24 protein-coding genes are annotated in these 24,472 nt (G+C 32.5%); 17 read left to right on the top strand and 7 right to left on the bottom strand.

What is annotated here, in order from left to right; translation table 11 throughout:
• Positions 1 to 174 precede the first annotated feature (174 nt).
• The 3 genes from LQ598_RS07070 (at position 175) to LQ598_RS07060 (ending at position 2,544) form a co-directional block, all read left to right on the top strand.
• Positions 175 to 897 carry a pseudouridine synthase gene (locus LQ598_RS07070; protein WP_016913224.1) on the top strand — a complete coding sequence of 241 codons (723 nt, stop codon included), beginning with the start codon at positions 175 to 177 and terminating at the stop codon, positions 895 to 897.
• A gap of 13 nt (positions 898 to 910) precedes the next feature.
• Positions 911 to 1,738, top strand: coding sequence for an aldo/keto reductase (locus tag LQ598_RS07065; protein ID WP_103322619.1), 828 nt, complete (start codon positions 911 to 913; stop codon positions 1,736 to 1,738).
• 83 nt (positions 1,739 to 1,821) lie between these two features.
• On the top strand, positions 1,822 to 2,544 hold the full coding sequence (locus LQ598_RS07060; protein WP_119608978.1) for a YwiC-like family protein: 723 nt from the start codon (positions 1,822 to 1,824) through the stop codon (positions 2,542 to 2,544).
• 126 nt (positions 2,545 to 2,670) lie between these two features.
• On the opposite strand, the gene LQ598_RS07055 is transcribed toward LQ598_RS07060, so the two are convergent.
• A complete protein-coding gene (locus LQ598_RS07055) occupies positions 2,671 to 2,919 on the bottom strand; it encodes a GlsB/YeaQ/YmgE family stress response membrane protein (RefSeq protein WP_103322617.1) in 249 nt (82 codons plus the stop codon).
• A 49-nt stretch (positions 2,920 to 2,968) separates the two neighbouring features.
• On the bottom strand, positions 2,969 to 3,610 hold the full coding sequence (locus tag LQ598_RS07050) for a hypothetical protein (RefSeq protein WP_103322616.1): 642 nt from the start codon (positions 3,608 to 3,610) through the stop codon (positions 2,969 to 2,971).
• A 186-nt stretch (positions 3,611 to 3,796) separates the two neighbouring features.
• Between LQ598_RS07050 and LQ598_RS07045 the strand changes: the two genes are divergently transcribed.
• Both LQ598_RS07045 and LQ598_RS07040 read left to right on the top strand, forming a co-directional pair.
• A complete protein-coding gene (locus LQ598_RS07045; protein ID WP_016911788.1) occupies positions 3,797 to 4,144 on the top strand; it encodes a PadR family transcriptional regulator in 348 nt (115 codons plus the stop codon).
• On the top strand, positions 4,128 to 4,793 hold the full coding sequence (locus LQ598_RS07040) for a DUF1129 family protein (protein ID WP_192978061.1): 666 nt from the start codon (positions 4,128 to 4,130) through the stop codon (positions 4,791 to 4,793). Before LQ598_RS07045 ends, LQ598_RS07040 begins: the two co-directional genes overlap by 17 nt.
• A gap of 67 nt (positions 4,794 to 4,860) precedes the next feature.
• On the opposite strand, the gene queE is transcribed toward LQ598_RS07040, so the two are convergent.
• Genes queE through queC form a run of 3 tightly spaced genes read right to left on the bottom strand, consistent with a single transcriptional unit; the run spans position 4,861 to position 6,663 of the window.
• Complete coding sequence (gene queE, locus LQ598_RS07035; RefSeq protein WP_107536447.1) at positions 4,861 to 5,571, bottom strand: 7-carboxy-7-deazaguanine synthase QueE; 711 nt, start codon at positions 5,569 to 5,571, stop codon at positions 4,861 to 4,863.
• The gene (queD, locus tag LQ598_RS07030) at positions 5,564 to 5,995 is read right to left on the bottom strand and encodes a 6-carboxytetrahydropterin synthase QueD (RefSeq protein ID WP_016911785.1); all 432 of its coding nucleotides are present in this window, start codon (positions 5,993 to 5,995) and stop codon (positions 5,564 to 5,566) included. Before queD ends, queE begins: the two co-directional genes overlap by 8 nt.
• On the bottom strand, positions 5,995 to 6,663 hold the full coding sequence (gene queC, locus LQ598_RS07025) for a 7-cyano-7-deazaguanine synthase QueC (protein WP_016911784.1): 669 nt from the start codon (positions 6,661 to 6,663) through the stop codon (positions 5,995 to 5,997). The genes queD and queC overlap by 1 nt, the downstream gene beginning before the upstream one ends.
• Positions 6,664 to 6,866: 203 nt before the next feature.
• On the opposite strand from queC, the gene LQ598_RS07020 reads away from it, so the two are divergent.
• The 6 genes from LQ598_RS07020 to ltaS all read left to right on the top strand — a co-directional run bounded on the left by LQ598_RS07020 (position 6,867) and on the right by ltaS (position 13,369).
• The gene (locus LQ598_RS07020; protein ID WP_192978062.1) at positions 6,867 to 7,469 is read left to right on the top strand and encodes an anthranilate synthase component II; all 603 of its coding nucleotides are present in this window, start codon (positions 6,867 to 6,869) and stop codon (positions 7,467 to 7,469) included.
• Complete coding sequence (pabB, locus tag LQ598_RS07015; protein WP_239745387.1) at positions 7,447 to 9,195, top strand: aminodeoxychorismate synthase component I; 1,749 nt, start codon at positions 7,447 to 7,449, stop codon at positions 9,193 to 9,195. The genes LQ598_RS07020 and pabB overlap by 23 nt, the downstream gene beginning before the upstream one ends.
• Before the next feature lie 61 nt (positions 9,196 to 9,256).
• A complete protein-coding gene (locus LQ598_RS07010; protein WP_016911781.1) occupies positions 9,257 to 9,472 on the top strand; it encodes a hypothetical protein in 216 nt (71 codons plus the stop codon).
• 35 nt (positions 9,473 to 9,507) lie between these two features.
• Positions 9,508 to 10,233, top strand: a complete 726-nt coding sequence (locus tag LQ598_RS07005) for a carboxyltransferase domain-containing protein (protein WP_239745386.1) — start codon at positions 9,508 to 9,510, stop codon at positions 10,231 to 10,233.
• Positions 10,224 to 11,228, top strand: coding sequence for a 5-oxoprolinase subunit C family protein (locus LQ598_RS07000; protein WP_016911779.1), 1,005 nt, complete (start codon positions 10,224 to 10,226; stop codon positions 11,226 to 11,228). The genes LQ598_RS07005 and LQ598_RS07000 overlap by 10 nt, the downstream gene beginning before the upstream one ends.
• A 200-nt stretch (positions 11,229 to 11,428) precedes the next feature.
• Positions 11,429 to 13,369, top strand: a complete 1,941-nt coding sequence (gene ltaS, locus LQ598_RS06995; protein ID WP_103322609.1) for a polyglycerol-phosphate lipoteichoic acid synthase LtaS — start codon at positions 11,429 to 11,431, stop codon at positions 13,367 to 13,369.
• A 58-nt stretch (positions 13,370 to 13,427) separates the two neighbouring features.
• Here the strand turns inward: ltaS and LQ598_RS06990 are convergent, their stop codons facing one another.
• Positions 13,428 to 14,243, bottom strand: coding sequence for a ZIP family metal transporter (locus tag LQ598_RS06990; protein WP_016911777.1), 816 nt, complete (start codon positions 14,241 to 14,243; stop codon positions 13,428 to 13,430).
• Between the two features lie 85 nt (positions 14,244 to 14,328).
• On the opposite strand from LQ598_RS06990, the gene LQ598_RS06985 reads away from it, so the two are divergent.
• From LQ598_RS06985 to LQ598_RS06960, 6 genes are all read left to right on the top strand, one after another.
• Positions 14,329 to 16,200, top strand: coding sequence for an ABC-F family ATP-binding cassette domain-containing protein (locus LQ598_RS06985; protein ID WP_192978065.1), 1,872 nt, complete (start codon positions 14,329 to 14,331; stop codon positions 16,198 to 16,200).
• Between the two features lie 22 nt (positions 16,201 to 16,222).
• Positions 16,223 to 18,001 (top strand): DNA helicase RecQ, encoded by a 1,779-nt coding sequence (gene recQ, locus LQ598_RS06980; protein WP_016911775.1) that lies wholly within the window; start codon positions 16,223 to 16,225, stop codon positions 17,999 to 18,001.
• Between the two features lie 90 nt (positions 18,002 to 18,091).
• Positions 18,092 to 19,051, top strand: a complete 960-nt coding sequence (locus LQ598_RS06975; RefSeq protein ID WP_103323517.1) for an ABC transporter ATP-binding protein — start codon at positions 18,092 to 18,094, stop codon at positions 19,049 to 19,051.
• Complete coding sequence (locus LQ598_RS06970) at positions 19,051 to 20,565, top strand: ABC transporter permease/substrate-binding protein (RefSeq protein WP_192978066.1); 1,515 nt, start codon at positions 19,051 to 19,053, stop codon at positions 20,563 to 20,565. Before LQ598_RS06975 ends, LQ598_RS06970 begins: the two co-directional genes overlap by 1 nt.
• Before the next feature lie 105 nt (positions 20,566 to 20,670).
• A complete protein-coding gene (gene hisC / locus LQ598_RS06965) occupies positions 20,671 to 21,738 on the top strand; it encodes a histidinol-phosphate transaminase (protein WP_239745385.1) in 1,068 nt (355 codons plus the stop codon).
• Positions 21,739 to 21,804: 66 nt separating this feature from the next.
• Positions 21,805 to 22,386 (top strand): 5' nucleotidase, NT5C type, encoded by a 582-nt coding sequence (locus tag LQ598_RS06960; protein ID WP_239745384.1) that lies wholly within the window; start codon positions 21,805 to 21,807, stop codon positions 22,384 to 22,386.
• A gap of 53 nt (positions 22,387 to 22,439) precedes the next feature.
• Here LQ598_RS06960 and LQ598_RS06955 read toward each other — a convergent pair whose 3' ends face one another.
• The gene (locus LQ598_RS06955) at positions 22,440 to 23,942 is read right to left on the bottom strand and encodes a peptide MFS transporter (protein WP_192978068.1); all 1,503 of its coding nucleotides are present in this window, start codon (positions 23,940 to 23,942) and stop codon (positions 22,440 to 22,442) included.
• Between the last annotated feature and the right edge of the window lie 530 nt (positions 23,943 to 24,472).

Raw genomic sequence — 24,472 nt, 5'->3', positions numbered from 1 at the left:
CATACCCCTAGGCAAGCATGCACAAGCAAAATCGTAACTCTATATAAGACAACTATTGATTAGTAATGATAGTAAACGATGCGATAGAAACGTGATGGATCTTTTTTGTCTTAATGAATCGCATCATGTAAAATAGAAGTCATAGTAGATTGATTGAGAGAGGAACACATATGTATGAGAATTAATAAATTTCTAAGTGAAGCTGGAGTATGTTCAAGAAGAGGCGCAGATAAATGGATCAGCGCTAATCGAGTTAAAATAAATGATGAATTGGCAACATTAGGATCAAAAGTAGAAGATGCAGATGTTGTTAAAGTTGATAATGAAGTGATAACAATTGATAAAGGTTATGTATATATAGCTCTAAACAAACCTCGTGGTATTACTTCTACAACTGAACGTCATATTAAAGGTAATGTTGTTGACTATGTGAATCATCAAGAAAGAATATTTCATATTGGGAGACTAGATAAAGACTCTGAAGGACTTCTATTACTGACAAGTGATGGAGATATAGTGAATGAAATATTACGTGCAGAGAATAATCATGAAAAAGAATACATTGTTTCTGTAGATAAACCTATTACGAAAGATTTCGTTAAACAAATGTCTGAAGGTGTAGAAATTTTAAATCAAAAGACGCTTCCAGCCAAAATAGAACAACTCAATGATAGAACGTTTAAAATTGTTTTGACTCAAGGTTTAAATCGTCAAATTAGACGTATGTGTGAAACTTTAGGATATGATGTTAAAAAATTAAAAAGAATACGTATTATGAATATTAAACTAGAAGGTATTAAATATGGTGAGTGGAGAGATTTAACAAAAGAAGAATTTGAAGAACTGACAAATTCACTTTCATACACACCAAAAAGAGAGCGCATGATATCTAAATAAAGGGGTAATGAATATGGTTAAATTAAATAATAATGTAGATATACCAGAATTAGGTTTAGGCGTATATAAAATTAATGAAGAAGATGTTGAAAGAGTCGTAAATACTGCGATTGAAGCTGGTTATAGAGCGATTGATACTGCTTGGTTTTATAAAAATGAAAAAGCATTAGGTCACGCTTTAAATAAAATTGATATAGATCGTGAAGAACTTTTCATTACAACTAAATTATGGAATGATTTTCAAGGGTACGATGAAACAATTAAAGCATTTAATGACTCCTTAGAGTCTTTACAATTAAAGTATATAGATATGTATTTAATTCATTGGCCATGTCCAGAAGATAATCTTTTCGTGGAAACATACCAAGCTTTAGAAAAATTATATAAAGAAGGTAAAATTAAAGCGATAGGCGTATGTAATTTTAAAGAGCATCACTTAGAAAAATTATTAGCTGAAACAGAAGTTGTCCCAGCGGTTAACCAAGTAGAATTTCATCCGAAATTTAACCAAAAAGAACTGCAAACATATTGTGAAAGTAAAGGCATTAAAGTTATGGCTTGGAGTCCTTTAATGAGAGGCGGAGAATGGCTAGATAACCCGGTTTTGAAAAATATAGCTGAAAAATATAATAAAACTGTCGCGCAAGTGATTATTAAATGGCACATACAACAAGATAGACTTGTTATACCAAAATCTCAAAATGACAACAGAATTAGAGAGAACTTTGATGTGTTTAACTTTGAATTAAGCGATGAAGATATAATAGAAATTGATAATCTTCATACAAATGAGAGACAATTTAGAGATCCAGATGATGTGAAAATAGGAGATATGAAATAATGTTAAAACCTTCACATATTTGTTTGAATTAAGATGTATTTTATATATATCTTTTAGTAAAATAAATATGTGGAGGTGTTTTTTTGTTTAAATTTAAAAAACCAAATCAACATGGTGTTTGGTCGATGATCGTCGTACCTATCGCATTTGGTATCGCAGCAAGCGGTTTTACATTTTTGCATATATTATTATATATAGGTGTACTAGCAGCTTATTTCATGAGTGATCAAGTATTTTTCTATTTAAAGAAAAGGAAAAAAGACATAGGCTACATATACACAGCTAGCATATTCGCACTAATAGTCCTTATATCATTTATACCCATAGTGTTATATAGAAATGATACATTTTGGATCTTTTTATTGATGTTGCCTCTATCATTTATCAACGCATATTTCGCTAAAAAGAAAAATGAAAGGGCATTTACAAATGACTTAATAGCTGTCATTATATTTTGCTTATTTGGTATAATTAGCACATTATTAAACACAGCTATATCAAATATTCAAACATGGTTACCGGTTTTTATAATAAGCTTTATGTATTTCTTTGGAACGATATTATATGTAAAAACGATGATTAGAGAGAAAAAATCAACAAAATATAAATGGAGTTCATGGATATATCATTTATGTATTGTCATTGTAGGATTCGTGATTAGTCCTTTAGTTATGGTCATGTATATACCAAGTTTAATACGCTCAATCGTTTTATATGGGAAGAAAATTAAAATTATGCATGTTGGACTAATAGAAATAGCCAATTCTGTCTTCGTGTTAGTAGTCGGATCGATGTACTTACATTAAGATGCAAAATAATGACATACAAAAAGACTGCTAACAAGTTCACTTTAAGTGACTTTGTCGACAGTCTGAAGCAACCATTTACAGGATGGTTGCTTTTTATTTATATCTTTTATTAAAACATAAATATTATTTTTTGATCATTTTTAAGATGAATGATAGTACGAGTATCAATATAATTGAACCAATAAGTGCTGGTATAATTGCTACTCCGCCCCATACTGGACCTAAATCGCCTAGTAAAGAACCACCAATAGCTGACCCGATTAAACCGGCAATGATGTTACCAATAATGCCGCCAGGTATATCTTTACCTAATATAACGCCTGCTAGCCAACCTATAAGTCCGCCTACGATTAACATTAATATAAAGCCCATAGAGTGTACCTCCTCTTGATATTTCTGATTTACTTATATATGTACCCTGTTACTTTGTATGTGAAACATAATAAGAAGTTTTGAATAACTTTTGCCATAAAATAAACAAAATATAAAAAAGGAAGACGGGTACTAATAAAAACCAGTGGGGAGTAAGTACAATCATACATATTAGAGATACGATTGATAATATTTCTCCTACTAATCTTGGATGAATAAAGTATCTATATATACCTTTTTGGTAAATTTTTGCAAGTCTTTTACCATTTGATTCAACTGCTTGTGTAAACAATGAAAGGTAAGCGATAATCTGGCCGAATATAAATAAACTGACACCAAAGTATGGCACAGATTGGTAAATGGAAAGTTTACTATCTAAATAAACGATGTTTAATGTCATGCTAAATATAATAGTAACAATATAAAGTACAAAAAATTGGTTTTCAATATAGTTTGGAGCGTATTTAATTTGAATCCATGTATGAAAAAATGCCCATATAAGTAACATAATTGTTACAGCTATCGTGATGAAGTTGATTTCTTTGATGATTATAAAGGAAACTAAACCATTCAAAGCAATTGTGATAGAAATGACGTAATGGTTTATACGCTTTTTCTTATTCATTACTACGAAGTTATATGACATTAAGACGATACACAGAATGATATTAATTGAAACGAGAAATGCCATATCAGTCTCCTGCCTTAAACTAGTCTCATCTAAGAATTATAACAATTTCTTAACATTTAATCACTAAATATATATTTAAGAAGTAAATTTGGATAAGCGTTTGACATTTTGAATGTGTTTTACTAGTATTGTGTTAAGCTATCTTGTAATACAAAGTAGCAGTGAAAATTGGAAGAGGTTATGAATATGTCGTCCATAAAGACACAAATGAGAAAAGGTTTATTAGATGCTTGTATATTGTCTATTATACAATCTCAACCTGTATATGGTTATGAGTTATCACGTAAATTAAATGAGCATCAATTTACTGATGTGAGCGAAGGTACAATTTATCCGATTTTATTGAGGCTGTTGAATAAAGAATTTATTTATAGTGAGTTCAAGCATAGTGAACAAGGACCAAAAAGAAAGTATTATTACATAACTGAGAAAGGCCGTGAAGAATTAGAAATCGTAAGTAATGAATGGCTTAAAATTAAAGAACCAATTACTAAATTGTTAAAAGGGAGCACTGACGATGGCGAGAACAACTAAACAATTGATAGATGAAAACAATGAGAAGAGAAAGCAATTAAATGAAGAAGATTTAGAAGTGTACGAAGATTTCTTGTTATATGTGAGAACGGATTTAAGAGTAAGTGAACACGAAACTGAAGTTATTTTGATGGATGTATTAGATCATTTATTAGAAGCTGTTTCACACGGTTCATCGGCTATAGAATTTTTTGGACATGATGTCAAAGGGCATGCTGATGAAATCTTAGAAGAGCTACCTAATGAATCTAACAAAGCTGTGATGAAAATGGTAATGATGGGTGTTGCTTATTTTTACAGTATTTATTTTATTGTTTCTGGTATTGTTGGAATATTTGCAGACTATAAGACGCCACTAATATCAACACTTTCATTATTAATTTTAGTGCCAATAGGTGGATTCTTCATTATAAAAATGCTGTTTAATATTATTCAAAGGTATATATTTGATAAATCACAATACAAAAAATTTAAAGAAACTGTTTATGCAGGTCTAGTTGTAGGTGTCATTCCAGCAATATTAATATTAGTACCAAATATTATATTTAAAGATATGATGAGAGTTTATATTCCGTGGTGGATATTCCTTGTAATAGGTATCGCGATTTATAGTGTTTATAAAATATCAAAGAAAAATGGACAAAATTAGAAAATATAAAAATCACCCAATCCGAAAATGAATTTAACGGATTGGGTGATTTATTTCCTAGGAAATATTAAACGCCTTTTTTATTACTCCACAATAAAGTGTGTAATTGAGGTAAGACATAAATATCATTTAATGTGTCGTTCATGACTTTATCAATAAGTTGTTCATATTTTTCTAATAGTTTTTCTGTATGGTTTGAAACACTATCGTCTAAGTAAGGATTTCCAACTTGCAAGTAGAATGGAATGGAAGGGTATCTGTTGTGGATATCTTTGGCGAATTGATAATCTTCTTCATCGAATATAACGACTTTTAGTGACAGACTTTCTTGAACACATTGTGCAATGACTTCATCCAAAATTGGTAAGTTTGGTTTCATACCAGAACTTGGAGGTTTAGGACTAATTGTTAAGTCATCGATAAGTGTCATCCAGCTTTGGAATTTTGAACCTTGCGTCTCGAGCGCAGTCTCGATGTTCCTTTCGTTCAGCGCTTCTACTAAAGGACCAATATTTTTTATGAGTGCTGGATTACCGCCGGATATTGTAACGTGTTGATATTTATTAGGTGCAATGGCATCTAATTCAGATATGATGTCTTCTGGTTCGAGTAAGCGAATATCATCTTTAGCAGAACCATCCCAAGTGAAACTTGAGTCACACCAACTACATCGGTAATCACACCCGCTTGTTCTCACAAACATCGTTTTTCGACCGATGACAGATCCTTCACCTTGAATGGTAGGACCGAAAATTTCTAATACGGGTATTTTAGGCATTATTGTCACCTTGTTTAATAGGACGATAAACAACATAACTTGTTGGTGTCTCTCTAACAAAGACTTGTACACATTTAGGTTTGTTTGCTCGTCTATCTAAAGCTTCTTGTACGATATTGTATATTGTTTGGGCAACTTGTTCAGTTGAAGGACTGTTATCTTTAAATTCATCAAAGTCATTTAACAGTTTATGGTCATATCTTTTGTGAATTAAAGATTTAAGTTCGCTAAAATTCACTAAAAACCCCATTTTATCTAATTCGTTACCTGCAATTGTTAAGTTTATAAAATAAGTATGGCCATGAATATTTTTACATTTACCTGCCTCTTCATAAGGAATGTAATGCGCACTAGAAAAGTTGAAATCTTTATTCAGTTCGAAGGCATAAGGATGTTGAACACTTGGATAAATTTGTTGTAGCATTATAAACTTCCTTTCGTTTCTAGATATTGGTCTAAGCCTTGTTTTCTCAATTTACAAGCAGGACACTCGCCACAACCATCACTCATTACACCGTTATAACATGTTAATGTTTTTTCTCTAACATAGTCTAGTGCACCTAATTGATCGCTTAAAGCCCATGTTTCTTTTTTGTTCAACCACATAAGTGGTGTATGAATCACAAAGTCTTTATCCATTGATAAGTTAAGTGACAAGTTCATAGATTTGACGAAACTATCTCTACAATCTGGATAGCCGCTAAAGTCTGTTTCACAAACACCTGTAATAATATGTTTAGCGCCAATTTGGTAAGCTAATGCACCAGCAAATGATAAAAATAATAAATTTCTAGCTGGTACAAATGTATTTGGAATTCCATTTTCATCATTTTCTATTTTCATATTATGATCAGTTAATGCGTTTGGAGAAAGTTGTGAAAGTAATGACATATCGAGAACGTGGTGTTTTAAACCTTGTTCGCTCGCAATATCTTCTGCAACTTTAATTTCTAAATCGTGCCTTTGACCATATTGAAATGTAACTAATTCTACTTCTTTAAATTGTTTCTTAGCATAAAACAAGCATGTTGTACTATCCTGTCCACCACTGAACACGACAAGTGCTTTTTCATTTTTTAATGTTTCTGACATAAAACTTCTCCTTTATAAAGGCATAAAAAAAGCCTGCCTTCTATAAAAAGGTAGACGTAGGTGTCTAGTTTTTTATAGAGGGTGTAAGCTAGTAACCTCTTAGTTTATTGAATATACAAATGATAATATAATCATATTGTAAAAGCAAGTTTGTGATATGGTATGATTGATTTGAAATTAAGGAAAGAAGAGCGTGTAAACTTATGATTATGATGATAGATAACCACGATTCATTTACATATAATATTATTGAATATATAAAAATACTAACTAAAAATAATGAAATTAAAATTTTGAAATCTGAAGATGTGACTGTAGAAATCGTTCAATCTCTTAATCCCGACGTGATCATCATTTCGCCAGGACCGGGCCATCCTGATGATTATGCAGCGTTGAAATCGTATATTTACAATATTTATAAAGATGTACCTATATTAGGCGTATGTTTAGGTTTCCAATTATTAATTGCTACTTTCGGTGGAAGCGTGATAAAAGGTGAACGACCTGTTCATGGTCACACTGCGAGACTAGAACATGATGGAAAGGGATTGTTTGAACATTTACCTCAAGATTTCCAAGTTACGCGATACCATTCTTTAATAGCTGATAAAAAGTACATTCCTCAAGATTTTATTGTTACTGCGAGAACAAGTGATGATATCCCGATGGCCATTCGACATAAATCATTACCAATTGAAGCTGTTCAATATCATCCCGAATCAATTATCAGTGAATATGGTTTAGAGCAGTTAGCGAATTTCTTGATGAAAGCAGGTGTTGAAATTGAAGACGCATATAAAGTTTAAATATATTAATGATCAGCAAAATGAAGAAAAACTAGACTTAAAGTTTCAGAACTCAATTGCTTCTATGACTGCTCATAGCATCGATGAAGTTCAAACATTAGTTGATAAAGCAACATATTACCATCAACAAGGATATTATGTCGTCATGACATTACCTTACGAAAGTGCACCAGCATTTGACGAAACTTTAGAAGTGCACAAAGCAGACGGTCATTACGGTTCGATGCAAGTGTACGACCAACCAGTTGCTCAATTCGATTATGATGTGAAAAATGATGATACAGATGAAAATATGGATTGGCAGACAACAAATTCAGATGCTGAATTAGCGCATCATATTCATAGAATACAAGATGAAATAAGGTTAGGTAACACATACCAAGTAAACTATACGACGCGATTAACAGCCCAATCCATTCAAGATGGCTATGCATATTTCAAATCGTTAACAGCAGAGTCTCATGGTGATTACGAGGCTTATATTGAGCATGATGATGAAACGATTATTTCTATATCGCCAGAGCTTTTCTTTCAATTCGGACGACATCAACATCTTGAACATACATTGTTAACTAAACCGATGAAAGGTACGATTGCAAGAGGTGGTAGCTTAACTGAAGATGAAGAAAATCTTACGACATTAAAGCATTCTAAAAAAGATAGAGCTGAGAATGTGATGATAGTCGATTTATTAAGAAATGATTTAAGCAAGATTTCTAAAGTTGGGACAGTAGAAACGATAGACTTGTTCAAAATTGAAAAATATAAAACCGTTTATCAAATGACAAGTACTGTGCGAAGCCAATTAAAAGATAAACTTTCATTATTTAATGTTCTTCAAGCGCTTTTCCCATGTGGATCTATAACTGGCGCACCTAAAGAATCCACTATGCGAATCATTAAAAATTTAGAAAAAACAGCTAGAGGCATTTATTGTGGTGCAATTGGTTTGTTATTACCAGATGGAAGAATGATTTTCAATGTGCCTATAAGAACGATTCATAATAATGAAAAAAGGGCTATTTACGGTGTAGGGTCAGGTATAACAATAGATTCAAATGCTGAAGCGGAAATCGAGGAATTTAACATGAAGACTAAAATACTTGAAAAACGTAAAGTGAATTTAATTGAAACGATGCGAATTCAAGATGGCCGTGTTCAGAGACGTCATGAGCATACAGAAAGAATTTCAAAAAGTGCTGAAGCGTTACAAACACCTATTGAACTTGAAAAATGGGATAACATACTTGATGAAACAGAAAAAAGTCATATGGACAGACTATATAAATTAAGAATAGAATTGACTCATGAAGGTGAATTCAATGTGGATACAACAGCATTAGTCGATTCGACAAAACCACTAACAGCAAAATTGAAACAGGCTCAACCAGTTTCTTCTATATATATTAAAAACAAAACAACTGAGCGTCATCATTTTAAGCACGAACATGAGACAGATGTGGTATTGTACTATAATGACAAAAATGAAATTACTGAATTTGATATTGGTAACGTTGTGATTAAAGATGGTGAATCTTTTATAACACCACCTTATAACGAACAAATTTTAAATGGTTGTATGAGGCAACAACTGCTAGCATCTGGCGTCATTAAAGAACAAGCAATTGATAAAGAAACATTGTTAAATAACATTAAAAATCATAAATATGAAGTATTTATGATTAATAGTTTGAGAGAATGGACTAAAATAGATTTAAAATTTTGATGGTAATCTATAAGTACAAATAGTAAAATAGTAAACATCATATAAGGACGGGTGAAAATATATGTTCTTAACATTATTATATTTAGTAATAGTGATTGTAGTAGCATTTTGCTTAAAGCGTGTTGTTTTAAGTGAGCTAAGAAAAGAAAAAAATAAGCAAAGTTTTGCGTATTTATATATTGGATTTGCCATTGCAATCGTTTTTGTGGGCTTATTTGTTAATCAATTAACGCATGTTTTTATTGATTTGACAGATGTATTTTATCGTAAACAGTGATGCTTTATACAGCAAAATAGAATGAGGTGTCTTTAATGCGCATATATCCTAAAGGGGATTCTGCTCTAACAGTAATAAGTGATCGTGAACCTTCAAGACAGTTAACGCATGAAATAAATGAATTTAGATTAGAAATATTAAATCAAGATATGCCTTTTATTGATGAGGTTATTCCAAGTGAAAGTAGTTTAATGGTCGTTTATCATCCATATAGTATGATGATGAATCATAATATAAATGAACCATATAAATTTATGACAGAATTTGTTGAACGTATTATTTATCAGAAGAAGAAAGACTTGAATCATAGAGAAGTTATAAAAAAATCAATATTAATAGATGTTGTAATTGGCGGTAAATATGGTCCTGATTTTAATCATTTAACGAACTTATCAGAAGAAGAACAAAGACAAGTGCTTGAATCGAGAACTTATTTTGTTTCAATGATAGGACACACTCCGGGATGCCCTTATTTATCTGGATTAAGCCACCGTTTATATTCAGACAACTGCAACTATAAACAATTTATTCCTAAAGGCTCTTTATGCATAGAAAAAGATAAATTATTTATTACAACTACGGATACGAGCGGGGACTGGCCGGTAATTGGTTGGACGAATGTTGACATATTTGATAGAAAAAGTAGTGAGTGCAAACTTAAATTTGGTGATGATGTCATTTTAAATGTAGTTGATGATGTCATTTTAAATGTAGTTGATGATTTACCAAGTAAGGATGGAGGGTATAAGCCATGTCAGTAATTATAAGAGAGTCTGGACTATACACTTCAATACAAGACTTAGGTAGACAAAAATATCAACATATAGGCATTGTAAAAAATGGTTCTATCGATCAACTCAATCATAGATTAGCCAATATGCTAGTTGGAAATGATGAGGAAGAAGCATTAATAGAAATGACAATTAAGTTGCCGAGCATTCAATTTACTGAACCAACATTGATCGCTTTTACAGGTGCGAATTTTCCAGCATATAAAGATCATAAAAAAATAACGCCATACAAAATCCATTTAATGAATAAAGGTGAGGTACTCAGCTTTGGTGAAACTTCAAAAGGTACTAGAGGATACTTAGCTATTGCTGGTGGCATTGTTGCAGAAGAATGGTTAGGATCTAAGTCGACGAGTATTCGATTGGAAATGGGTGGCTTTAAAGGCCGCACACTCCAAGAAGGCGACGAAATAGAATTGTGTAGAAATTACACAGCGATTCAAAAGAAACTGTTTGAGAACTTAGAAGTCACTGAAACGACTGCTTGGGGCATTGATCAATATACGTTAGCTTTAAATTACTATACAGATATTTTTCATGTTATTTCCGGAGAAGGTATGACACATTTTAATGCAGAAGAAATAAAACATCTTGAAAACCAAGTTTATAAAGTATCAAATCGTTTTAATCGAACAGGATTAACATTAGAAGGTAAGTCGGTTATTAATCGAAAAATTGTTGATCAGTCATTTTTAAGTGTTAAAAAAGGCACTGTGTTACTAAACCAAGAGAACCAACCAGTTGTGATGCTGAATGATCATCAATCATTATCGAGTTATCCTCAAATTGGAACGATTGCTTCGTATCATATCGATAAACTAGCACAAAAAAAGCAAGGCTCTAAAATGATTTTTAAGAAGTTAACGATTCAAGAAGCGGAATTAAATATGAAAAAACATGCTCAGTTTGTTAAACAAATTAAAACAGGTATAAGATATAAATTGAATGAAGAATTAAATAAATAATTCACATGTGTAAATTGTGTCTGCATCATGCACTTTTTACACATTTTTTGCTTTTATTTATGGTTTTTAGTTGAAATTTATTGTGAAGTAGTATAAATTATAATACTGAGCATAAAATATTACGAGAATATTACAACCTTCAATAATATGTAACGATATAATAATGAAAATTGATTTGAGTTGAGATACGGAGGAAAGGTATGAAAACGAAAAATAGGAAGATAGGCGTCTTTACATTCTTCTTGCTTACTATTTTAGCAATCGCTTTAAAGACATATTTTGCCTATTATGTAGATTTGTCACTCGGGGTAAAGGGTCTCGTACAGAATTTGATTTTATTAATGAACCCATATAGCTTAATCGCTTTAATTTTAAGTGTGTTCTTATTCTTTAAAGGGAAAAAGTCATTTTGGTTTATTTTTATCATGGGATTTGTATTAACGTTCTTACTTTATGCGAACGTAGTATACTTCAGATTCTTTTCAGATTTCTTAACATTCAGTACTTTGAATCAAGTAAGTAATGTTGAATCGATGTCTGGTGCTGTATATAGTTCGTTCTCTTGGTACGATTTTATATATTTCATAGATACTATTGTATTCTTATTTGTACTTATTTTTAAAAGTAAATGGTTTACGACGAAAGCATTTCCGAAAAAATTTGTGCCCGTTGTTATGGGTGTAGCAGTTGCATTATTTTTCTTAAACTTAGCTTTTGCAGAGTCAGATAGACCAGAATTATTAACAAGAACATTTGACCATAAATATTTAGTTAAATATTTAGGACCATATAACTTCACTGTATATGATGGTGTCAAAACGATTCAAAATAATTCACAAAAAGCTTTAGCAAGTGAAGATGATTTAACTGAAGTTAAAAACTATACGAAACAAAAATATCAAGAACCTAACAAAGAAACATTTGGTATTGCTAAAGATAAGAATGTCATTAAGATTCATTTAGAAAGTTTCCAATCCTTCTTAATCGATTTCAAAGTGAACGGTGAAGAAGTAACACCTTATTTAAACTCGTTAGCTAAAGGTAATAAAGATTATAAATATTATCCAAACTTCTTCCATCAAACTGGTCAAGGTAAAACAGCCGATTCCGAATTAACGATGGATAATAGTATTTATGGTCTGCCACAAGGTTCGGCGTTCTCACTGAAAGGTGACAACACTTATCAATCATTACCAGCTATATTAAACCAGCGAGGTGGTTATGAAACTTCTGTCATGCATGGGGATTACAAAACATTCTGGAATAGAGATCAAGTGTACAAACATTTTGGTGTAGATAAGTTCTACGATGCAACTTATTATGATATGCAACAAAAAAATCTTGAAAACTTAGGTTTAAAAGATGAAGTATTCTTTGATGAATCTATTGCGCACTTAAAAGAACAAAAACAACCTTTCTATTCTCATTTAATTACGTTAACGAATCATTACCCATTTACGGTGAGTCCGGAAGACGCAACAATCGAGAAACCAGATACGGGTAGTGCAACATTAGATGGTTATATCCAAACTGCACGTTATTTAGATGAATCACTAGAGAAATTTATGACGCAACTTAAAAAAGAAGGCTTATACGATGATTCAGTTATCATCATATATGGTGACCATTATGGTATTTCAGAGAACCATAATAAAGCGATGGCTAACTTATTAGGTGAAGATGAAATCACACCAGCTAAATTTATGGACTTAAACAGAACACCATTCTTCATGAAAGTTCCAGGTTTAGAAGGTGGCGTTGATGAAAGATATGGTGGTCAAGTTGACGTTATGCCTACTTTATTAGATGTATTAGGTATAAAATCAAATAACTATCTGATGTTCGGAACAGATTTATTATCTAAAGGACATGATGAAACAGTCGCATTTAGAAATGGTGACTTTATCACGCCGAAATATAAATCGATAGGTAGTGCAGTTTATGACAACAAGACAAACCAACCTATGAAGACGAAACCTAAAGATTTAGAGAAAAATAAAAATAATGTAGAAAAAGAACTGGAATTATCCGATCAGTTATTACACGGAGACTTATTCCGATTCTACGACAATCCAGACTTCAAGAAAATTAAGCCATCAGACTATGAGTATAAACCAGGTAATGGCTATCAAGAAGAATAAAAAAAGAAACAAACCCAATCGTTTTCACGATTGGGTTTGTTTTTGTATAGAGACTTGATTAACCTAATGCAACGTCTAGTATCATCATGATCGTAAAACCGCCCATGAGTCCTAACGTTGCTAAGTCTGTATTATTGCCAGATTGTGATTCAGGTATTAATTCTTCTACAACTACGAATATCATTGCGCCGGCTGCAAATGCGAGTGCATATGGTAATACAGGTGCGGCGATGACGACAAGTAATGCGCCTAACATCGCGAATACTGGTTCAACCAATGCTGAAGCTTGACCATAGTTGAATGACTTCCATCTTGTTAATCCTGAAGCTCGTATTGGCATTGAAAGTGCTGCACCTTCTGGAATATTTTGAATACCAATACCTATTGCTAAGCCGAGTGCACCTAATAAAGTGGCACCATTATTACCGGTTGCGACCCCACCAAAAGCTACACCTATTGCCATACCTTCTGGAATATTATGTAGTGTAATGGCTAAAAATAGTAATGTGTTCTTTCCTAATTGAGTATCAGGGCCTTCTACTTTTTGACTTTTATCGACTGCGTTTTGATGTGCATGCGGTATGACGAAGTCTAATAGTCTAATGAACAATCCACCTAATAAAAAGCCGATTGCTGCTGGCAACCATGGCATGGCTGAGTTAGAACTTTGCTCTATCGAAGGTTGTAATAATGACCAAAAACTAGCTGCAATCATGACACCTGCTGCAAATCCTTGCATAGTATTGATTACTTTTGTATCTATATCTTTAAACAAATAAACGAACGATGCACCGAATGCAGTTAACAGCCATGTGATGATACCTGCAAATAATGCTTGTAAATATGGTGGTAGTTCTATAAAAAAGTCTTGCATAGTTTTTGCTCCTTCATATCTTTTGTGTGAAAAAAAGTGTATAATATATTAATTGAAAACTGAGAAAATTAAAGGGTGTTAATTCATGGAAGCATATAAAATTGAAAAACTTAATAAGCAATACGGTGACAAGGTTATTTTTGATGATTTAGATTTATCCGTTTCATACAAAGAGCGCATTGGACTCGTTGGTATAAATGGAACAGGTAAGAGTACTTTGCTTAAAGTGATAGCAAATATTGATGACGATTATGATGCGAAAATATCTTATCCTAATCAATATGAAATAGCATATGCGAGCCAGAAACCCGAACTCGATGCGACTTTAACTGTAATAGATGAAGTGTTGAATAATGAAACTGAAATGACAAAAGTCATTGCCCAATACGAAAACGCTTTAAATCAATATCAACAGACTGCCGATCCTAAAGATTTAGATCTTATGATGAAATACCAATCGGATATGGATCGATTAAATGCATGGGATTACAGTGCAGACGTTAAAACCATTCTATCAAAACTAGGTATAAATGACTATCTTAAAAAAATATCGACATTAAGCGGTGGTCAACAAAAAAGAGTTGCACTAGCAAAAGAATTGATACGTAAACCAGATTTATTATTATTAGATGAACCAACAAACCATTTAGATATTGAAGGAATTGAATGGCTCGTTAATTATGTAAAACAATATCCTCATACAATCATGTTTGTTACACATGATCGTCACTTTTTAAATCAAGTTTCTACTAGAATTGTAGAACTTTCAAATGGTAAATTGACAAGCTATCCAGGTAACTATGAGTCTTATATTGAAGCAAGAGCTGAGAAAGAAGAGATAGAAGCTCAACAAAATGTTAAGAAAAAAGCGCTTTATAAACAAGAATTACACTGGATGAGACAAGGCGCTAAAGCTCGTTCAACTAAACAACAAGCAAGAATCAACAGATTTAATGATTTAGAAGATGATTTGTCTAATAAAAAGACACAAGGAGAGGCAAGTTTAAATTTAGCGCACTCACGTTTAGGTAAACAAGTCTTTGAATTAGAGGATGTCTCTAAATCAATAGGTGACAGAACTTTATTTGATCCATTTACAACAATTATACAAAAGGGCGATAGAATTGGAATTGTTGGGGAAAATGGAGCAGGTAAAACAACATTGCTTAACATTATAAGTGGCTTAGACCAAACATTTGACGGTAACTTGATTACAGGTCAAACGGTTAAAATAGCATACTTTAAACAGCAAGACGAAAGTTTAACTTCTGACGAAAGAATGATTGATTACTTGAGAGAAGAAAGTGAAGTAGCGAAAGAGAAAGATGGGACAGTTGTATCAGTTACCCAGTTGCTTGAAAGATTTCTATTTCCTAGTCAAACGCATGGCACTCGAATTAATAAGCTGTCAGGTGGCGAACAGAAGAGACTATATCTACTTAAATTGTTAGTACATGAGCCTAATGTATTAATTTTAGATGAACCAACAAATGATCTAGACACTGAAACATTAACGATACTTGAAGCTTATATTAATGAATTTGGTGGAACAGTTATAACTGTAAGCCATGATAGATACTTTTTAAATAAAGTGGCTAATAAATATTGGTATATTCATGACAAACAAATCGAACCAATGTTAGGTACTTTTGAAGATTATTTAGCGTACAAAAGAACGGTTGATAAAAAATCTTCACAACAACATAAAGAAGCACAAAAAGCTGAATCGAAATCTAAACCAACTGGTAGATTATCATTTAAAGAAAAACGAGAACTTGAACAACTAGAAGAGAATATTGAATATATTGAAACAAGATTAGAAAAGATTGAACAAGAAATGGTTGAACATGCGACAAATTATGAAAAGTTAAACGAACTGACAAATGAAAAAACATCAATTGAAGCGCAATACGAAGAAGATTATAAGCGTTGGTCATCCTTATCAGACAGATTATAAGCGTATAGAGGTGTAAATATAGATGCAAAATATTTTAAAAGAGTATTTCGGATATCAGCAATTTAGAGATGGACAGAAAGAAATTATAGATAAAGTCATTAATCATCGTCCTACTTTAGGCGTTATGCCTACTGGTGGCGGTAAATCAATTTGTTATCAAGTGCCAGGTCTATATTTAGATGGACTCACAATTGTCATTAGTCCACTGATTTCTTTAATGAAAGACCAAGTTGATAGCTTAAAATCGATGGGGATTAAAGCTGAATTTTTAAATAGTACTTTAACGAGTAAGGAAAAGAAGAGAGTAGAGCATGAACTCGTTTCAGGGCAGTTAGATTTTCTATATATTGCACCAGAACGATTTAACCAACCGCAGTTTATTCAAATGATTAACAAGTGTAATGTTCAACTTATAGCGTTTGATGAGGCACATTGTATTTCTAAATGGGGACATGATTTTAGACCGAGTTACCAAGAGGTCATAAAACATGTTATGAGTTTACCTCATCACTTTAGGCTCGTGGCTTTAACTGCAACAGCGACTAAAGAAGTACAAGCAGATATCTCTCAAAAATTGGGCATAGCTGAAAATGATGTTGTTGAAACATCTATTAAACGTGAAAACTTAACATTTAAAGTGAATAATACGTATCAAAGGCTCAATTTTGTTAAAGATTATGTGAAAAGTAATATTAAACATTCAGGTATTATTTATTGTTCTACTAGAAAACAAGTAGAGCAGTTGAGTGAAACATTAGATGATTTGGATATACAGAATGTTATGTACCATGCAGGCTTACCTAAAGACGAAAGAGAGCGTGCACAACGTAAATTTATTGAAGATGATATCAAACTAGCTATCGCTACGAATGCGTTTGGTATGGGGATTGATAAATCTAACGTCAGGTTTGTCATTCACTATAATATGCCACAAGATATTGAATCTTATTATCAAGAAGCGGGTAGAGCAGGCCGAGATCAATTAGAGAGTGAATGTATTTTGCTGTTCTCAGACAGAGATATTGATCTTCAAAAATTCTTTATATCATCAAGCCCAGCTGATGATGAATATAAAGAAAAACAAGGCGAAAAACTTAGACAAATGATTCAATATACGAAGACAACTAAATGTTTAGAAGCTATGATGATTCATTACTTCAATCCAGATGAAAAATTAGAAGAATGTGGCAGATGTTCAAGCTGTATTCAATCTGAAAAGTCATATAATATGACAACGGAAGCACAAAAAATATTAAGTTGTGTCGCAAGATTAAAACAAAAAGAAAAACGAAATATGATCATACAAGTATTGAGGGGAGAACAAACACCTCAAATTTCCTCATTAGGATACAATGAACTAAGTACGTACGGTATCTTAAAAGACTATACAACCAATGAATGTCACCATTTATTAGATGAGTTACGTTACAAAGGTTATTTAAATGAGCATAAAGAGATATTAAGTGTAGACCAAGACGCTATGGAAGTGCTTAGAGGGAATGTTGAAATTATGACAACGCCATTCAAATCTAAGCCTAAAGAAATAGTTGATATTCAAACAATTGCAGATGTCGATCGTGCTCTATTTGAACGATTAATTGAAGTAAGGAAAGATTTGAGTAAAGAATTAGAAGTATCACCTTTGTCTATATTCTCAGATCAAATTCTAGAACAGTTTGCGAAAAGGTTACCAGAATCTAAAAAAGAAATGATTTTAATAGATGGAATAGGTAGCTATAAGTTGAAACATTATTGTCCGATATTTATCGACACAATCAAAAGTTACAAGCAACCAATTTAAATGATGATAGGCATTTTATTGTGAAATTAGGGTAAATAATGAAAGAGTAAAATGCGTTACAGACAATAAATAGAAATGTGGTGTCTATGAATGATCAAATTTGAAGCTGTTTCAAAGATATACGGGGATAAAAAAGCAGTAGATAATGTGAGTTTCAACATTAACGAAGGTGAATTTTTTGTTCTAATTGGACCATCAGGTTGCGGGAAAACGACTACACTTAAAATGATTAACAGACTTATACCATTATCGGAAGGGTATATATATTTTAACGATAAACAAATTAGCGATTATGACGTTTCAGAAATGAGATGGGATATAGGCTATGTACTTCAGCAAATCGCGCTGTTTCCGCACATGACGATTAAAGAAAATATCGCGCAAGTTCCAGAAATGAAAAAATGGAAAAAGAAAGATATCGCTAATCGAGTAGATGAATTATTAAACATGGTAGGTTTAGAACCCGATACATTTAGAGATCGATATCCTAGAGAACTATCTGGTGGACAACAACAACGTATAGGTGTGATACGTGCGCTTGCTGCAGATCCGCCTGTTATATTAATGGATGAACCATTTAGTGCATTGGATCCATTAAGCAGAAAGAATTTACAAGATGATTTGTTAAAGCTACAATCTAAAATTAAAAAAACAATCGTCTTTGTAACGCATGATATTGAGGAAGCAATGAAAATGGGAGACCGCATTTGTTTGTTAAATCAAGGTCATATAGAACAAATTGGAACGACAGAAGACTTTATACACCGACCTAAAAATGATTTCGTAAAATCATTTATTGGTAATGTAGATACACATGTATTGAAACAAGTTAAACTCGGTGATATTGCACAACCTATATCAGAAGTACATATAGAATCCATTGAACAGTATCCAAAAGTAGAACCATCTCACACGATTGATGACGTATATGGATTATTAGCTGAACATGAAGCAATCATCATGGATAAAGGGGACAATGTTCCTAGCCATATTGTGACAAGACAATATGTATTTAGCTATTTGGCTGAAAAGAATAGAGGTGTTTCATAATGAATGCATTATTCGAAACGCTTGCAAGCAGAAAAGGTCAATTATTAGAGACATTATTAGAACATATACAGCTGTCATTTATTGCGTTGTTAATAGCTGTTGTGATCGCAGTGCCACTCGGTATATTACTTACTAAAACTAAAAAATTAGCAGAAGTTATTATTAATATAGCTGCTGTGTTACAAACAATTCCATCACTAGCATTGCTAGGTTTAATGATTCCATTGTTTGGGATCGGACGTCTTCCTGCAATTATTGCACTTGTTATATATGCATTATTGCCAATTTTAAGGAATACATATACCGGTATTAAAGAAGTCGATCCATCACTTATTGAAGCGGCACGAGGCATTGGTATGAAAACAGGACGAAGGTTGTCTAAAGTTGAATTACCGCTTGCTATGCCTGTTATGATGGCTGGTATTAGAACTGCTATGGTACTCATCATTGGTACTGCGACTTTAGCAGCGTTAATTGGCGCTGGTGGACTCGGAGATTTAATTCTTTTAGGTATCGATAGAAATAATACCTCATTAATATTGTTAGGTGCGATTCCAGCTGCAATATTAGCAATTTTCTTTGATGTCTTTTTAAGAATATTAGAGAAAATTTCATACAAAAAATCGTTAATTATTTTAGGGACGATATTAATCATTTTCTTACTGTCTGTTACAATACCTCTATTTGCCCAAAAAGGTGACAAAATTACTTTAGCTGGCAAACTAGGGTCTGAACCAGAAGTGATTACGAATATGTACAAAATATTAATAGAAGAAGAAACTGATAATACGGTAGAAGTAAAAGCAGGGATGGGTAAAACATCATTCTTGTTTAATGCATTAAAGTCTGATGAAATAGACGGTTATTTAGAATTCACAGGAACAGTTTTAGGAGAATTGACTAAAGAAACGCCGGAATCAACGACTGAAGAAGATGTCTATAATCAAGCTAACAATAGTCTAGACAAAAAATTCGACATGCAGTTGCTTGAACCGATGAAATATAACAATACTTATGCTTTAGCTGTTAAAAAAGAGTATGCAGAAAAGCATAATATTAAAACGATTTCTGATTTGGATAAAGTTAAAGATGATATTAGACCTGGTTTCACATTAGAATTTAATGATCGTGAAGATGGATACAAAGGTGTTCAGAAAAAATACGACTTGAACTTTAAAGATGTCAAAACAATGGAACCTAAGTTAAGATATCAAGCACTTGAAAGTAACGACATTGATTTAATTGATGCATATTCAACAGATGCTGAACTTAAAGAATATGGAATGGTCGTCTTAGAAGATGATAAAAAGCTATTCCCACCATATCAAGGTGCACCTTTAATGAAGAAAGAAACTGTGAAAGAGCATCCAGATGTCGTTAAAGCTATGAATAAACTAAAAGGTAAAATTTCGGATGAAGAGATGCAAGAAATGAATTATAGAGTAACGATTAAAGATGAAGACGCTTATCAAGTTGCAAAAGAATATTTAGAGAAGAATGATTTGATTAGCTAAATACCATTGATTTATGAAAATGATTAGGTCTATAATACTAATAAATTACAAAACGGTAAATTTCGATTTACCGTTTTTTATATTTCAATTTGGAGGTCTTAGATTATGAAGCAACAGTTAAGTGAATTACAGGCATATCAACCGGGTTTATCACCGAGACAATTAAAAGGAAAGTATGGCATAGATGGAGAAATGGTCAAGCTTGCTTCAAATGAAAATTTATATGGTCCTTCACCAAAAGTAAAAGAAGCCATTAAAAATAATTTAGACGAATTATTCTATTATCCAGAAGTGAAACAGTTTGAAGTGAAAGAAACATTAAGCACATTCCTCAATGTAAAAAAAGAACAAATCTTTTTCGGTTCAGGTTTAGACGAAGTCATTATGATTATTTCAAGAACTGTCTTAGAGCCTGGCGATGAAATATTAACAAGTGATATGACGTTTGGACAGTATAAACATCATGCCATTATTGAAAGTGCACAAGTTAAAACAACGCCACTTAAAGATGGTTATTTTGATTTAGATGCTATGTATGATCAAATCACAGACAAAACTAAATTAATATGGATATGTAATCCTAATAATCCTACTGGTACATATCTTTCACATGATGCCATCGAATCTTTTATTAAAAAAGTGCCTGATGACATTATTGTGTTAATTGATGAAGCGTATATAGAGTTTGCAGTTGCTGACGATATCCCAAACAGTTTAGAACTGTTATCAAAATATAACCAAGTAGTTGTGTTAAGAACGTTATCTAAAGCGTATGGACTAGCTTCACAGCGTATAGGGTATGCGATAGCGAATGAGTCTTTATTAGATCAATTAGATATCGTGAGACTGCCTTTTAACGTAACATCTTTATCTGCAGTTGCAGCAGATGCAGCGATAAAAGACCAAACTTATTTAAAAGAAATGACACAAAAAAATCGTCAAGAAATAGAGAAGTTTTTAAATGCTTCTTTCAAAGAACATATTTATGATAGCCAAACGAATTTTATATATGTAAATACTGAAGAGCCTCAAGTATTATATGATTATTTAATCAAAGAAGGATTTATTACACGACCATTTCCAAATGGCGTTCGAATTACGATGGGTTTTAGTGAACATAATGATAAAATGTTAAAAGTATTAGAAACATTTTTTGAAACGCATAATTCATAAAAAAGGAAAGTCATTAATTTCTTTGATATACTAGTAGACATTGATAGATATAAAGGAGTAGGTATAATGACGAAGCAAACAATCGGTATTGATATGGATGAAGTTCTAGCTGACACAATTAAAAAATTATTAAGACGTTACAATGAAGAAACTGCTTCAAATGTAACAATGGAAGAACTTAAAGGTACAAAAATACGTAATATGATGCCAGAGCACCAAGGTGTTCTTACGAGTATTTTAAGAGAGGATGGCTTCTTCAGAGATTTAGAAGTATTTTCGAATGCGATTGAAGTCGTTCAAAAATTAAATGAATATTATGACGTATATATTGTCACTGCGGCAATGGACGTACCAACTTCATTTGCTGACAAATATGATTGGCTAAGAGAACATATGCCATTTTTATCACCACAACATTTTGTGTTCTGCGGTGATAAAGGCATCGTCAATACTGACTATCTAATTGATGACAACCCTAAACAATTAGAAAGCTTTAATAACCACGCTATTATGTATGCTGCTGATCACAATGCTGAGTATGATAAATGGCCAAAAGTTCAAAACTGGCAAGAAGTAGAAGAATATTTCTTAGGTGAGAACGGCGAGTACTCTAAACATCATGAAACTGTATCAGAATCATCAAAATAAATAAAAAATACGACATCAAGCTCAATGAGCTGATGTCGTATTTTTATGTTGTACTAGTGTATACCTTGCATAAGTTTTTTGATCTTTGGTGTCATGGCTAATACAATCAATGCCACGACAATTGCAATTGCACCAATTAGTCCGAAGTAATTTTGTTGTCCTAATGGTTCTATAAGTTTAACGAGTTGACCGTTAATACCTTGTGCTGTTGCGTTTGTTAAGAACCAAAGACTTAACATTTGTGCTGAAAATGCTTTTGGTGCAAGTTTAACAGACACACTTGATCCAGTAGGTGATAAACACAGTTCTCCGATTACACATAAGAAGAAGCTAAATATTAACCATATTGGATTCATCAGTTCTGCTTGTTGCATGGACATTGCAATCATCATAGCAATAAATGAAATACCTGCAAATGTTAAACCAATTACAAATTTAAGTGGTGTAGATGGATTGTATTTTCCTAACTTTTGCCACAAGAATGAAATAACTGGCGCAAATATAACGATGAAGAAAGGATTTATAGATTGGAACCAACCTGCTGGTATAACAAAGTTAATACCATATGCATTTAAATCTAATTGAGTGTGCTCTTGAGCAAATACCCCAAGTACGTTCGAACCTTGTTCTTGAATGCTCCAGAATAATACTGAAGCTAAGAAAAGCGGTATATATGCTATCAGTCTTGATTGTTCAGTGCCATCGATATCTGGACTGCGATACATAATTGCCCAATATATAAAGGGTACAACGATACCGACTATTAATACGATTAAACTAATTGAATTAAATGTAAGCTGTCCAATTGAATATAATATACCTAAAAGGATAACAATACCTATCGCACTATATGTAAATATTTTAGAATATTTCAGCTTTTCTTTATGATTTAAAGGGTTAGAAGGATGATTTTCAACTTCTCCAAGACTTTTTCTTTGGAATAGTACATAAGCTATTAAAGCTAATAACATACCAAATGCTGCGATAGAGAAACCTTGATGAAATCCTATACTAACACGCACTTTGTCAATAATAAGTGGTGATATTAAGGCGCCCATGTTAACTGACATGTAGAATATAACGAACCCTGCATCCAGTCTATTATCGCTCTTGTGGTACAAACCTCCAACAACGTTTGAAATATTCGGTTTCATTAATCCTGAACCTACGATAATAAGAATCATAGATATTAAAAATGCACCTAAACCAAATGGTAATGATAATACTACGTGGCCTAACATAATAAGTACGGCTCCGTACATCAATGATCGACGTGAACCAAGTAATCTATCGGCAACCCATCCACCTAATATACCAGTCATAAATATGAGTGAACCATACATTGACATAACTTGTTGCGCTGTGATTTTATCTAATCCAAGCCCACCTTGACTAACAGAAAAGTATAAATAATACAGTAAAATCGCACGCATCCCGTAATAACTAAAACGTTCCCAGAATTCTACAAAGAATAATATGCCTAATCCACGTGGATGACCAAAAAACCCATGTTGAGGAACAGTTTCTACCATTTCCTCTCGCGTCATTTTGCTCATAAAAAATCGCTTCCTTTCTAAACTTCACCCAATTAGGTAAGTTTAAAGAACATTTTAACTCTATAAATTATAAAATTCAATAAAATTTTAATAAGTTCTAAAATTTTGAATAATCAAAAAATAATTATATTAAAAAGGAAAGTAACATACAGAATCACTTTTTATAATGCGTATGTTTTCTTGTGAAACATTTTCAGTCTTCTGAGTCTTCGTGCGTTTTACCCGTGAATTTACCAGAAACGCACAATATCTTCTGAGTCTTCGTGCGATTTATCCGTGAATTTATCAAGTCAGGCTCCACATGATAAATAGTAAAAAATCTCTATAATCTTTCCTCCACGATTTTGCAAAGTGCGGACGTCCGGGGGAATAGTATGACACGCTCGACTACAGGCTCGAGCCATACCCCCAGGCAAGTATGCACAAGCAAAATCGTAAGATATTAAAATATAAAAAGATCACTTCACTAGGTTTACCTAATGAAGTGATCTTCTATTTTGAGAATGGATATTTATGTCCCAGTCTCGTGA

This window comes from Mammaliicoccus sp. F-M27, assembly GCF_022387115.1.
Classification (GTDB): domain Bacteria; phylum Bacillota; class Bacilli; order Staphylococcales; family Staphylococcaceae; genus Mammaliicoccus; species Mammaliicoccus vitulinus.
This window is presented reverse-complemented; position numbering and strand designations above follow the sequence as displayed.